The following is a 13222-nucleotide window of genomic DNA, read 5'->3' on the forward strand; positions in this document are numbered from 1 at the left end:
GGGTTGAGCAAACTGCTCAACCCAACGGGCTTTTTACCTTATCAGTCAATAAATTACTAGGTGCTCATGGCGTCAGAACTCGCTCCAGCACGGCCCACACGTTATTGGCCAGAATCTTCTGGCCCTCGGCGTTGGGGTGCACGCCATCGGGTAGGTTAAGGTGCCGCTGCCCGATGACACCGTGCAGCAGGAAGGGCACAAAGTCGAGCTCATTTTTCTCGGCCAGCAGCCGGAACAAGGCCTTAAACTCCTGGGCGTAGTGGCCCATGCGTCCGCCACCCAAGGTAGCCAGCGGCCCTAGGTCGAAGGGGAACTCCAACCCTACCAGCACCACGCGGGCCTCGGGATGTTGGCGTCGCACTTCATCCAGAATAAACTGCAGGTTTTGAGTGGTTTCGCGGACCGGGATGCCCCGCAGCCCATCATTAGCGCCCAGCTCCAGCACAAACACGTCAATCGTTGGAAAGCGGCTGAGCACCGAGCCGATGCGTTGGCGCCCGCCGGCGGTAGTTTCGCCGCTCACGCCGTAGTTGTGGGCTTTATACGGAAGCCGAAGGGCGTCGATTTTTTCCTGAATGCGGGACGGAAACGAGTCGCTGGCCCGCAGCTGATAGCCAGCCGTAAGCGAGTCGCCGAAGAAAACGATGGTTTGCATAAGAAGAAAGGCCACACTGTAAAAAGCTGTGGTAGAGTGAGGTATAAGCTGATGCGCACTAGGTCTGGCTGAAGCGTAAAGCCTGTTTAGCTCCAGCCTTATGCATGCAGTACAGCAGTTTAAACACGTAGATGAACGCGGGTTATCTGGCAGGGTTCGGACCAAGTGCGGGCCTAGTACGGTTGGCTGTATCCGGCTGGTTAGCTCGGAATTAGAGTAAAAACAAACTTTTTTGTCCGTTTCGGGCTTTACCTTTGTCAGCAGATAAGAATCGTTCTTATCTGCTGATTGCGTTTTGAAACCAACAACCCATACAATGTCCGTAACGAAAGCCACCGACGCTGATTTTCAACAACTACTGCAGGAAAACGAAAAAGTAGTGGTGAAATACTACGCCGACTGGTGCGGTAACTGCCGCCTGTTTTCCCCTAAGTTCAAGCGCCTGGCCGAAGCCAACGAAGGCATTGCCTTCCTAGATGTAAACGCCGAAACCAGCCCTGAGGCCCGCAAACTAGCCAGCGTAACTAACCTGCCGTTCTTTGCCGTGTTCCGCAACGGCGAGTTGGTAGATACCGTGGCCGCTAGCAAAGAAGAGGCCGTTGCCAGCCTGATTTCTCGCCTCAACTAAGCCCGCGCCCCCATGAAAATGCCCGTGATCAAGCGCCTGGTAGAAACCCAGACGTTGGAAAGCTTAGTTGCCGCCGAAGAAGCGCTTCTGGAAGAGAAAGCACCGGCTTTTGAGGTAGAAGGCGAAGACGAAGGCGAGCAACTCACGCACGTGTTTGCCGCCATCTTCATCCTCAACCACATGCAGGATACCGGCGCCGACTTCAAAACGGCCCTGCGCGAGTACACTGCTAAAGTGCGCGTGTCCATCAGCTAGGTCCTGTTGCTGCTCAAACCCCAAGAAAGCGGGCCCGAAAATCAGATAGATTTTCGGGCCCGCTTTCTTGGTTTACTAGGGTGCGTATTGGCTTACAGCTTCGCGAAGTGCCGCGCTACCAGTTGCAGACCCGCCTCAGTACACAGGCCGCGCACGTACGGGAAGAACAGGTTGCGATATACCTCGGCCAGGTTGGTTTGCGCCGGCGGAAACAGCTGGTCGTCGAGCAGCATACTGAACTGCGAAAGCAGGATATGCGCAATCAGGTGTGGGTTCAAATCGGCCCGCAGGTAGCCTTCCTGCACCGAGGCCTCTATCAGGCGCGTCAGGAGCGGAAACGAGTACCCGTTGATGTAGTCCTGCATTAGCTTCCAGGCTTCCGGATACTGCTCGCGCACCACATGGTAGTCGTAGTTAGGCGCCAGGCGCAGTTCCTGTAAGCTGTGGTTAAGCAGCCCGAGCAAGCACTCAAGCGGAGTAGCCAAATGGGCGAACAGCTGCTCGTGCTCCTGGCGCTGCCGGTTGGTGTTGCGCTGGGTTACCAAGCACAGCACAGCGGCCTTGCTGCCGAACAGCTCGCGGAAGGCCGGCGGGGTCAGGTCGAGAGCAGCGGCTAGCTGCTCATCGTGCAAAATGCCCACGCCTACCGCCGAAAAAAGCGCGGTGGCACGGTCCAGGAGTTCATGGTGTAAAAGCTCTTCCATGGGAAGGATAAAACTAGGCTGGTTCTGAGTGAGGCGCGTTTGGCTGTGAGCTAACGCCGCAGAGCAGTTACGCCAGCATACCCAACGCGAAGAAAAACAGCAGCTGCACCAGGTATACAAACGGTACCAGAGGGTTACGCTTCACAAAATCGACGCGGTTGAAGTATACCTGCAGGATCAAACTAACTGCAAACCAGCCTTTGAAGTTCAGCAGTGGTATGATGTCGTACTGCCAGCTCCAGAAATCATACTGCACCGCTACCGGCTCCAGGCACACATCTAGGCCCACCAGTAGCAAGGCCGCCACTACGGCCCGCAAAAAGTTAGGAATGGGCAGGTAACGGGCCAGAATACCCGCCGTGTACGTCAGCATTAGCCAATTGACGCCAATCATAAGAGGCACGTTTAGCCACTTGAGGCCTAGCGTAGCGCCGTACTCATAGTGCCCGAACAGCAGGCCGGTGCGCACGCCTACCACCTCCACGAAAAAGCCCGCTACCATTACCACTACGCAGAAGCTCCAGAACGCGGCCGTGCGGCGCGGCTGGAACGCCAGCAGCAGGCCCAACGTCAGCAGCAGGTTGAGCGGCACGAACTGCAGGAAAAAACTGGGGTCTTGGGAGAAAGCCAGGCCTAGCAGCCCCGTGGCGTGGAACAGCAGCAAGATGCCCTGAGCCCAGCGCAAACGCCGAAGGTACACCTCGCTGGACGGGGTAGTAACTGGGGGCATTTCTTGAGTTGGTTCAGTCATGAGGGGAGAAAAAAGCAAACAATAAGAAGGAGGCAGCCGGCCGGTTATGCACAAATCAACATCCGGCCTCTCCCTATCATGTTTCAGCGCTTAGTTTTTAACTAGATCAGAGACAATACGGGCTGAAAGCAAACACAGTGGAATGCCGCCGCCCGGGTGTACGGAGCCCCCGCAAAAGTACAGCCCGGCTAGCTGTCCTGAAAAATTGGGGTGGCGCAGGAAGGCTGCCAGCGCATTGTTGCTGGAACTTCCATACAACGCACCCCCGAACGAAGACGTGCGCGCTTCAATTCCCGGCGGGTCCCAGATGTGCTCGGCCCGAATCAGGCTGCCCACATCGGTACCCAGCGCCTCACTAACCCTGGCCAGCACCGCCCGGCGGGTTTGGGCCACCAGTGCGGCCCAGTCCTGGCCTTGGTCATGTGGTACGTTCACCATCACAAACCAGTTTTCGTGGCCCTCAGGCGCATCGGTAGGCGTGTGGCCCGAGGTGATGTTCACGTACACGGTCGGGTCGTCGGAAATGGTTTTCTCTTGGAAAATGGCCTCGAACTCGCGCTTGTAATCCCGGGAAAAAAAGATGTTGTGCACGCCCAGTTCCGGAAAGCGCCGCCCAATGCCCCAGTAGAATATCAGCGCCGAAGAAGACCTGGGTTGGCTCAGCGTTTTTTCCGGGGCGGGCTGCTGCGGAAGCAGGCGCCGGTACGTTGGCACCACATCCATGTTGCTGACCACCAGCCCGAAGTCGTATACATCTTTGGCGGTGCGCACCCCGGTTACATGCTTGCCGGCGGTAAGAATTTCCAGCACTGGCTCCTGATAGTGAAACTGCACGCCCAGCTCCTCGGCTAGTTTCACCAGGCTTTGCGCAATGGCATAGATGCCGCCGTCGGGGTAATAGGCACCTAGGCCATGCTCCAGATGCGGAATCAGGCTGAGGGTAGCGGGGGCTTGATAGGGGTCGGAGCCATTGTAAGTGGCAAACCGGTCGAAGAGCTGCACCAGGCGCGGGTCATCGAAGGCGGCCGTGTGACGCTCGTGCATGGTGCTCGTGAGGCCCAGCTGCGGCAGCGCGGCCAGCGCCTTCAGTACCTCGGGGCTGAGGTAGGTGCCGGCTTTGTGCAGCGACTTTTGCAGAAACGTACCGGCCGTGGCCTCGTAGGCGCGGCCGCTGCGGCCCAGAAATTCCAGCACCTCGGAGGCCGGCACGCCTAGCTTCTCCTCTACCTCCTGGGCAAACCGGGGGGCGTCGGCCCAGGCTGTGAGGCGGGTGCCATCGGCAAAAAAGTACTGCGTAATGGGGTCGAGGCGCTGGTAGCGGAAGTAGTCCTGTGGCTCGCGGCCCACCAACCGGAACAGCTCATCCACAAGGTGCGGCAAGGTGAACAGCGACGGACCTCCGTCAAAGCGGTAGCCGCCGGGCAATTCCAGCTGGTGCATTTTCCCCCCAAACGACTCCTGCGCTTCAAACACCGTCACGCGGTGCCCGTGCGCCGCCAAGCGCACCGCAGTGGCAATGCCCCCAATGCCAGCCCCGATTATGGCCACGGGTTGTTTGGGAACAGCAGATTTGGAACGCGACACGGCAGAAAAATAAAACAAGCCGCGGGGCGCGGCAGCAATAAATAGTAAAGGGGTAACAGTACGAAGAACGGGCTGTTTCTCGCACCAACACAAGTTTAAGCCAGTAAATGTTTGCCGGGCGAGCCTCAGGGCAACGAATACGACAGACAGCTAAAAATATTTGCCGAATCCACCGGTTTTTCCTCGTGTTTTTTAGCCGCCGCTAGCTCACAGGCGAGCTTTATGCCGTTGATGAGTCTAGGCAATTTTGCGTGTGTTGTAAGTGTATAGCGGCAAGTGTGCGACAATGTAAAAATGCTGCTCACGCCGCGCAGAGGCCGTTTGCGGCTTGTTTCACTTGCACTAGTACACCTATATTTGATCAGAGCACACCACGTCGCAGCTCCTTTCTGCCCGCGTGAAAATAGGGGTGCCGCCTATTCGGTTGCCCGCCACTCGGCTCGCATAAGCCGCGCCAGGTTTTCGCTTCTTCCCTAGCCTTCAAGTATTCGCCAACCCCTCATCCGGTGGCTAGGTGTGCCTTGGCGCCGAGCCGTTGAGCTTTCAGGCCAACGCACTAGGTAGCGCAAGAGCACCAAGGTGCCGTTCCTTCGGATTTCCTTAATGCAAGGTGCTCCCACGATGCGGATATAGGGCTTGGTAGTTACTACTAATCAAATTATTGGGTGTGAAAAAGAGCGGAAACGGGGCGGAGCATCTTTGCCCTGTTTTTTTCTTTCAGATGCCCACCCAAACTACTTGTTTCTAATAGTTTACGCTGATGAGTTGCTGCCCCACACTGCTCCCACCTCCCCGGAGCAAGGCCCGATGTACTCACCCCTTTCTCGTGCTGCTGCTCTTGCTGGGTGCGCTTGCTACCCATGCCACTCCGCGGTTAAGTTGGCTGCGGGCCGCCGGGCCCAAAACAGTAGATGAAAACGGCCGGGAGGTAGTGCTGCGCGGGTTCAACGTGGGCGGGTGGCTGCTCCAGGAAAGCTATATTTTGCAAACCGATACGCTCAACAGCCAGTGGCGCATCAAGCAGGGCTTGCTCCGGACTATGCCGGAGGCCGAAATGGAGGACTTTTACCGCCGGTACCGCCAGAACTTCATCACCAAAGCCGATATCGAATTTATTGCTAAACAAGGCTTTAACGCCGTACGGCTGCCCTTTCACTACGATTTATTCCTGACCCCGGAGCAGCGCCGCGCCCGCACCGAGGTAATTCGGGAGCCCCAGAATCAGCAGAAACTAACGGCGTATGTGCAGCGCTTAAGCACGTGGTATGATGCCGATAAGTTGTTTGTAGACAAGAACCTGGAGGGGTTTCGGCTCATTGATGAGGTAGTGAAGTGGTGCGCCGCCAACGGCATGTATGTAATTCTGGACCTGCACGCCGCGCCCGGCGGCCAGGGCACCGACCGCAACATCAACGACAACTTCCAGCCTCTGGACCTGTGGAAGCGCCAGGACGCCAAAGGCCGCCTGCTCTATCAGGACATGACGGTGCGGCTGTGGGAAAAGCTGGCGGCCCGCTACCACAAGGAGCCTCGCATTGCCATGTACGACCTGATTAATGAGCCGCATAACCTGAATGCCGCTAATGGTATGTCGGCTGATAATCAGGAGCTTCAGGTGCTGTATGCGCGGCTCATCAACGCCGTACGCGCCCAAAACGACCAGCACCTGCTGATGGTGGAAGGCAATGGCTACGGTAATGAATACACCAACCTCACGCCCGACAAGCTTCCCATCAAAGACAAAACCAACCTCGTCTATAACGCACACCGCTACTGGTGCCCCAATACTGCCGACGCAACCGACCCCAACCCGAACCAGATCAACCTGATTACCAACCTAGTGGCTTTCCGCAACCGGTGGCAGGTGCCGGTGTGGGTAGGCGAAACCGGGGAAAACTCCAACGAATGGTTTGCCGCAGCGGTGCAAGGGCTTAACGCCCAGAACATTGGCTGGTGCCACTGGAACGTGAAGCGCGTAGATGCTGGTGCCAGTCTGCTGCGCATCAAGCCCTACGGCAGTATTCTCACGCCCGAAGGCCGCGCTACCCTGCTAGAAAACATCAAGTTCGCTAACTGTCAGCCCAACCGAGATGCTATTGCGGCTCTCACGCAACCTGCTGGCGCCCAGGCTCCTTTTGCGGCCCTTATCGTGCCCGGTACCATCCTGGCCACCGACTACGACCTGGGCCGCGACGGCGTAGCCTACCACGACACCTACTCGGCCCGCACCGATTTCCGCAACCTAGCTCCTACCAACCAAGGCGGCGCCTACCGCAACGATGGCGTTGATATCAGCCCGAGTACCGAGGCTCCGAATGGGTTTGTGGTTGATAACATAGCTAGTACGGAGTGGCTTGCCTACACTGTAACGGTAACAAATGCCGGTACTTATACCGTGGAAATGCGCGTGCAGCCAGGCGCAGCTCCGGGCCGGTTGGCGTTGCAGCTGGATGGGCTCCCGTTGGGCTCAGCTACTGTTACTGCGGGCACTGCCTGGTCCACGGTTTCCCTTACTACCCCTGCCCTACCTGCCGGGCGGCATATACTGCGCGTACTGGTAGAAGAACCCGTGCAGCAACTGGCCTGGCTGCGCTTTGTACCAGCGTCGGCCGCGGGCGGAGCGGGCGGCCAATAGTAGAAGGCGCCTGCTTTTGCTTACCTTGAAGCACCATGAAGCTCGTGAATTCCCACTTCCCACCGCGTCGGGCTACCTGGTTATCTTTCCTGACGCTGAGCAGCCTGCTGTTCCTGATCCAGTTGGTCAGCTTCCCGGCTCAGGCTAAACCTGCTGATACACTGCGGGTTCGGGCTGAGTTGGAGGAGCTGTTTATTGAACCTTCTTACTATAGTGTGCTGGAAGACCCCACCGGTCAGCTCACTGTCTCCGACGTGCGCCAAACCAGCATAGCTCGTCAGTTCCGGCCCGGCAACACCTTGCCCACCACCATGGACAACATTGGGGCGGCCTATTGGCTGCGCCTGGTAGTAAAGGCCGAGGGCCCATTAAGTCAGCATTGGTACCTGGAAATGTTCGACTCCCACCTGAACGGAGTACAGTTCTTTCCAGACAACAGCACCACGCCCATCACCACTGGCGCCGATTTACCGCTGGCTACCCGCAAGTTTCCCTACAAAAACTTCCTGTTCAAGCTGCCGTTGCAGGCCAACGAGTCGCAGACGTACTACTTGCGCCTGACGTCTACCTCCAAAACTACGTTCCTGTCCCGCCTGCGTACCGAGCAGGTGCTGGCCGTTCACTTCCAGACCGAATACGGCCTGCTGGGGGGCTTTTATGGCGTGCTGCTGATAATGGTGGTCTACAATCTGTGCCTCTACCTCTTCATCGGCGAGCAAACCTACCTGCGCTACGTGCTGTACGTGCTCAGCTGCAGCCTAGTGTTTCTCTCAGAGGATGGCCTCGGGTTTCAGTACTTGTGGCCCGATAAGCCGGAGGTAAATTCCCTGATTATTGCGGGCTCGCCAATTCTATTGCTGCTGACGTTCAGTTACTACGCCCGGCAGTTCCTCGATACGGCGCAGCGCCTGCCCCAGTACGACCCCTGGCTGCGCGGTGTGGTGCTGCTAAGCGTGGTGGGCCTACTCATGGACGGCCTGTGGCTGAACTCGGGCTGGGGGTTCTGGTTTTACTTATTGCCCTACGGCATGATGTACTACGCTGCCTTCCGGGTATGGCAGCGCGGCCAGCGGGCGGCGCGCTTCTTTCTGTTAGCCCACGCCCTAGTAGCCGTAAGCGTAGTGTTCCTTATCTTGAGAAAGCTAGGAATCAATACGTTCACCACCACCGCCACGGTGTACAGCATGAACGTGGCCTTCGTGATTGAGGTGGTGGTACTGTCCTATGCTCTCGGCGAGAAAATAAAGAGCATAAAAGACGCCACCATCCGGGCCCAGGCCAAGCTGGTGAAGCAGTTGCGCAAAAAACACCAAGTGCAGGAGCAGCTAGTGGAGCAGCTCCAGCACAACCAAGACCTGAAGGACCAACTCAACTCCGAACTCGAAAGCCTGGTAGCCCAGCGCACCGAGGAATTGCGCCAGCAGAGCGATACCATAGCCGCCCAGAACCGCGACCTGCTGCACGCCAACGGCTTGCTGGCCCTGCAGTCGGCGGCCATTGAGAAACTAAACACAGACCTACAGCGCGACTTACAGGAGGTAAAAACGGCGCGGGTGCTTTCTAAAGAGGTTGATTTTGGGGAGTTTAGCCAGATTTATCCGGATAAAGATGCGTGCCTGGTGTACCTGGCCAACCTGAAATGGGCTGATGGCTACCAATGCCGCAAATGTGGCCATGAGAAGTACTGCGATGGGCGCGAGCCCCACTCTCGCCGCTGCACCAAGTGCCGCTACGTAGAGTCGGCTACGGCCTACACGCTGCTGCAAAAATGTAAGTTCTCGATTATCAAGGCCTTCTATGCCGTGTTCCTGATTTACACACACAAAGGCAATTACTCTTCTCAGGAGCTTTCCCGGATGCTGGATCTGCGCCAGGGTACCTGCTGGAGCTTCAGCCAGAAAGTGCTGGAAGCCATGCGCCGCCGCCGCTACGCCCCTGATTTCGACGAGAACGAAGGCTGGACACACGTACTGCTGGACGCCACCGGCGCCGAACCCGAAGAAGCCACTTCAGAAGAAACCGCCAACCAGGCCTAGCTCCCTAGGTACCTATCAGTCATCAACCCTCCTGTATCGGCATAGCCTCCTTGCCGCATCGTCAGGAGCAGTTGCAGCTGCCGGTATGCCTAGTAAATTCCGACGGAAACACTCCCCACAAAGTGAGTTCCGGCGGTAGGGTTCTGGCATTGTAGAAGGCTAGCCTTGGATCTAGCCTTCCCCGTGCCTGTATGGCGAATAGCCATTGCAACCGGTGAGTGAGTAACAGCTTACTATGGCTATAAGTGTAAGAAAGTTAAGAAAGAGGAGTGTTTTTTGATTGTTTTTTACGTGTTGCCAGCCTTGCGTAGTAACTCCTCTACTGGCTGATTCAGGGCATAATCTCCTTCTTTTAAGTGTGAGGTAAGTGTATAGCCTACGTGTGTGGTAAAGTTAAAAACCGCTTAAACAGGCTTGATTGCCTGTTTTTGCTATTGCTTTTCCTCACCACGGACGGATATATTTGGGCATTCTCCCCTACCTTACTGTACTTCTCGAGCTTTAGACGGAAGTGCTAGGTAGGGTTCCTGAGTCGTTTCGGTCTTCTTTGCTCTCCTCCCCGCCGCTAGGGGGCTGTGCAAGAGGCTACCTACTTCCTGCTTCTGCTATCCATAAGTAGTGTGCTTGACTTCCCCGATGCACACCTGATTTCGCTCCTCGTTCAGTAGCTTTTTTGGCATCCTAAAGCCATCGTTCAGTAGCTGCTGCCCTTGCTTTTTTGCATACGCTTGCCTGGTAGCCGAGCCTCCCCAACGGCCGGTTTTGTAGCTAATGAAGCATCAGCGTTTACTTCCCTCAATTCCCACAAACCCATGAATCAACACCTCTACACTCAGGCGCTGCGCCGGGCAATGTGGCTGGCGGCCTGCGGGCTGCCCACCCTTCCGGCGGTGGCTGCTCCATCTGCTGCCGGCCCCGATGCCAGCACAACGTTTGCCAGCAGCCGTACTGCGCTGGCCGATGTACCGGTTTCGGGCCGCATCACCCAGGGCAACGGCGACCCACTGCCGGGCGTTACCATCATCGTGAAGGGTACCACCATTGGTACTACTACGGATGCCGATGGTCGCTTCTCCCTGAACGCCCCGGACAACTCTACCCTGATTATCAGCTACGTAGGCTTTACACGCCGTGAGGTGCCCATCACGGGTGCTACTACCAGCCTGAACATAACCATGGCCGAAGACACCCGCGCCCTGAGCGAGGTGGTAGTAGTAGGCTACGGTACACAGGAGCGCGGCAGCGTAACGGGCGCCGTATCGTCGGTGTCGGCGCGCGAAATTGCCTCTCAGCCCGTCGCCGACGCTACCCAGGCCCTGCAAGGCCGGGCAGCTGGCGTTACGGTAACCTCGAACGGAGGTGCGCCGGGCGGCGCAGCTGGTACTTCCATCCGGGTGCGCGGCATTACCTCCGCCGGTAATAACAACCCGCTGTACGTAGTAGACGGCTTCCCACTGCCAGAAGGCGGTGAAAACCAGCTGAACGCTATCAGCCCCAACGATATCGAAACCATTGACATCCTGAAAGATGCTTCGGCCACGGCTATCTACGGGGTGCGGGCCGCCAACGGGGTAGTGATTATCACCACCAAGCGCGGCAAGGCCGGTACATCTACCATCAACCTAGATGCCTACCGGGGTGTGCAGCAAGTATGGCGCAAGCTGAGCCTACTGAACGCCCAAGAGTATGCTGTTATTAACAACGAAAACCGCTTGGCTAACGGCGACGCCATTGTGGTAGACCGGTTGCGCGACCCCGCCGCCCTAGGCGAAGGCACCGACTGGCAGGACGAAGTGTTCCGCCGGGCTGCCATCCAGAACTACTCGCTCTCGGCTACAGGCGGCAGCGAGAAAGCCCGCTTTGCTGTGTCGGGCAGCTACTTCCAGCAGGATGGTACCATCGTGGGGTCTAACTTCGAGCGGTTTACGCTGCGGGCCAACGGTGACGTGCAAGTGAATAAGGTCTTGAAGTTGGGCAACAGCATCTCGCTCACCCACCTCTCTGACCGGCAGATTACTAGCAACAGCGGTGAGTATGGCACCGTGCAGCACACGCTCCGCATCCCGGCTATCATTCCGGTGTTCCGCCCCGATGGCTACTACTATGAGCCCCGCGGCCAGCAGGACAACTTCATTGAGGAAAATCCCATTGTGGCGGCTACCCTCAACAACCAGCGCTTCACCCGCAACCGGGCGCTTACTACTCTCTTCGCTGAACTCGAGCCAGTAAAAGGCCTGCGCTTCCGTACCAACGTGGGCGCCGACTTCATCTTCGACAACTTCAACTCCTTCCGCCCCACCATTCCGGAGCTGCGGGTAGGCAACGAGGTGTACAGCACGCGCTACAACCTGGCCGGGGCTTCGGCAACAGCCTCGTACGCGCCTAGCTACCTGATTGAAAACACCCTCAACTACGACCACCTGTTTGGCGATAAGCACCAGGTAACGGTATTGTTGGGCCAGTCGGCGCAGTGGTTTAACTACAGCAACGTAGAGGCGTACCGTACGGGCTACCTGCGCAATGATCTGCAGGTAATTAACACCGGCCCGCTGAACACGTCTTTGGCCAACGCTGGTATCATCAACCCTACCTCGCACCTGGCCAGCTACTTCACGCGGGTTAACTACGAGTTTGCCGGCAAATACCTGTTCCAGGCCATTGCCCGCCTCGATGGCTCGGGTAGCTTCGAGCCCGGCGAGCAGTTCGGCTTCTTCCCCGGTGTATCGGCCGGCTGGCGGATTTCGGAGGAGGATTTCATGAAGGATAACAGCTTCATCAGCAACCTGAAGCTGCGCGCCGGCTACGGCAAGGTGGGTAACCCCAACAATGCCGGCCGCTTCGCCTACCTCTTCGCCATCAACTCCCAGATTCAGTACCCATTTGGCCCGAACGGCACCATCCAGACGGGTGCGGCGCCTACCCGCCTGGCGAATAACCAGTTGCGCTGGGAAACCAACAACCAGACGAACATCGGTATTGATCTGGGCTTCTTGGAAAACCGTTTCGAGGCCACCATCGACCTCTACGACCGTACCTCGCCCAACCTGATTGCGCCGGTGCCGGTGTCGCTGGTGTCGGGTACGTACGAGGCCGTAAACCGCAACGCTGCCAACGCCTACAACCGCGGTATCGACTTCTCCTTTACCTCGCGCAACATACAAGGCACGGGCAAGGCCCTGAATTGGACCACTACCCTGAACGTGTCGGCGTACAAAACCGAGCTCGAATCGTTGGGTGTAGGCCAGCCCTATGATGGACTAGGTGCCCTGAGCGGCGTAATCGTGCGTTACGATGCCGGCCAGCCTTTCGGCTCGTTCTATGGCTACGTGGCCGATGGTCTGTTCCAGACGCAGGCAGATATTGACGCCCACGCCACCCAAAACGGCGCGGCCCCCGGCGACATTCGCTTCAAGGACCTGAGCGGCCCCGATGGCGTGCCAGACGGCATAATCAATGCCTCTGACCGCACGTTCATCGGCAACCCCAACCCTGACTTCACTTACGGCATCAACAACACCGTTACCTGGGGTGGTTTTGACTTGAACATGTTCCTGCAAGGCTCGCAGGGCAATGATATTTACAACCAGAACCGCTACATCCTGGAGAGCCCCCTGTATGGCAACAGCAGCGGCAGCACCCGGGTGCTAGGCCGCTGGACCGGCCCAGGCACCAGCAACGATGTGCCCCGCGCCATTGCCGGCGACCCAAACCAGAACCTGCGCGTGTCCAGCTACTTCCTCGAAGATGGCTCCTACTTGCGCATCAAAACGCTCACGCTAGGCTACACCCTGCCGCAAGGCCTGCTCGACCGCGTGGCGGCCAAGCAGCTGCGCGTGTACGCAAGTGCCCAAAACCTGCTGACGCTGACCAAATACACTGGCTACGACCCTGAGGTGGGCTCCCGTGGCGTCGACCTGGGCGTTTATCCCCAGCCGCGCGTGTTCCTGGTAGGTCTCAACCTGGGCTTCTAACCT

The 13222-nt window shown here is 57.6% G+C and carries 9 protein-coding genes; 5 read left to right on the forward strand and 4 right to left on the reverse strand.

The window, feature by feature from the left end; all coding sequences use genetic code 11:
- Positions 1–64: 64 nt before the first annotated feature.
- On the reverse strand, positions 65–670 hold the full coding sequence (locus ACYVGU_RS13900) for an arylesterase (protein ID WP_460622571.1): 606 nt from the start codon (positions 668–670) through the stop codon (positions 65–67).
- A gap of 301 nt (positions 671–971) precedes the next feature.
- Here ACYVGU_RS13900 and ACYVGU_RS13905 point away from each other — a divergent pair, with 301 nt between their 5' ends.
- Positions 972–1283 carry a thioredoxin family protein gene (locus tag ACYVGU_RS13905; RefSeq protein WP_460613218.1) on the forward strand — a complete coding sequence of 104 codons (312 nt, stop codon included), beginning with the start codon at positions 972–974 and terminating at the stop codon, positions 1281–1283.
- 12 nt (positions 1284–1295) lie between these two features.
- A complete protein-coding gene (locus ACYVGU_RS13910; protein ID WP_460613219.1) occupies positions 1296–1538 on the forward strand; it encodes a DUF6952 family protein in 243 nt (80 codons plus the stop codon).
- Between the two features lie 92 nt (positions 1539–1630).
- Here ACYVGU_RS13910 and ACYVGU_RS13915 read toward each other — a convergent pair whose 3' ends face one another.
- From ACYVGU_RS13915 to crtD, 3 genes are all read right to left on the reverse strand, one after another.
- Positions 1631–2242, reverse strand: a complete 612-nt coding sequence (locus tag ACYVGU_RS13915) for a hypothetical protein (protein WP_460622572.1) — start codon at positions 2240–2242, stop codon at positions 1631–1633.
- A 67-nt stretch (positions 2243–2309) separates the two neighbouring features.
- The gene (locus tag ACYVGU_RS13920; protein ID WP_460622573.1) at positions 2310–2993 is read right to left on the reverse strand and encodes a carotenoid biosynthesis protein; all 684 of its coding nucleotides are present in this window, start codon (positions 2991–2993) and stop codon (positions 2310–2312) included.
- Between the two features lie 90 nt (positions 2994–3083).
- Positions 3084–4577, reverse strand: a complete 1494-nt coding sequence (crtD, locus tag ACYVGU_RS13925) for a 1-hydroxycarotenoid 3,4-desaturase CrtD (RefSeq protein WP_460622574.1) — start codon at positions 4575–4577, stop codon at positions 3084–3086.
- Between the two features lie 826 nt (positions 4578–5403).
- On the opposite strand from crtD, the gene ACYVGU_RS13930 reads away from it, so the two are divergent.
- The 3 genes from ACYVGU_RS13930 (at position 5404) to ACYVGU_RS13940 (ending at position 13219) form a co-directional block, all read left to right on the forward strand.
- Positions 5404–7212: a cellulase family glycosylhydrolase gene (locus ACYVGU_RS13930; RefSeq protein ID WP_460622575.1), complete on the forward strand. Its 1809-nt coding sequence runs from the start codon at positions 5404–5406 to the stop codon at positions 7210–7212.
- 35 nt (positions 7213–7247) lie between these two features.
- On the forward strand, positions 7248–9248 hold the full coding sequence (locus ACYVGU_RS13935; protein WP_460622576.1) for a 7TM diverse intracellular signaling domain-containing protein: 2001 nt from the start codon (positions 7248–7250) through the stop codon (positions 9246–9248).
- A gap of 812 nt (positions 9249–10060) precedes the next feature.
- Positions 10061–13219 carry a SusC/RagA family TonB-linked outer membrane protein gene (locus ACYVGU_RS13940; protein ID WP_460622577.1) on the forward strand — a complete coding sequence of 1053 codons (3159 nt, stop codon included), beginning with the start codon at positions 10061–10063 and terminating at the stop codon, positions 13217–13219.
- The last annotated feature ends 3 nt before the right edge of the window (positions 13220–13222 follow it).

The organism is Hymenobacter tenuis (genome assembly GCF_054780495.1).

Coding starts and splice junctions, on each gene's coding strand:
- ACYVGU_RS13910 (WP_460613219.1), top strand. CDS start 1,296: ATGAAAATGCCCGTGATCAAGCGCCTGGTAGAAACCCAGACGTTGGAA.
- ACYVGU_RS13935 (WP_460622576.1), top strand. CDS start 7,248: ATGAAGCTCGTGAATTCCCACTTCCCACCGCGTCGGGCTACCTGGTTA.
- ACYVGU_RS13905 (WP_460613218.1), top strand. CDS start 972: ATGTCCGTAACGAAAGCCACCGACGCTGATTTTCAACAACTACTGCAG.
- ACYVGU_RS13940 (WP_460622577.1), top strand. CDS start 10,061: ATGAATCAACACCTCTACACTCAGGCGCTGCGCCGGGCAATGTGGCTG.
- ACYVGU_RS13920 (WP_460622573.1), bottom strand. CDS start 2,993: ATGACTGAACCAACTCAAGAAATGCCCCCAGTTACTACCCCGTCCAGC.
- ACYVGU_RS13915 (WP_460622572.1), bottom strand. CDS start 2,242: ATGGAAGAGCTTTTACACCATGAACTCCTGGACCGTGCCACCGCGCTT.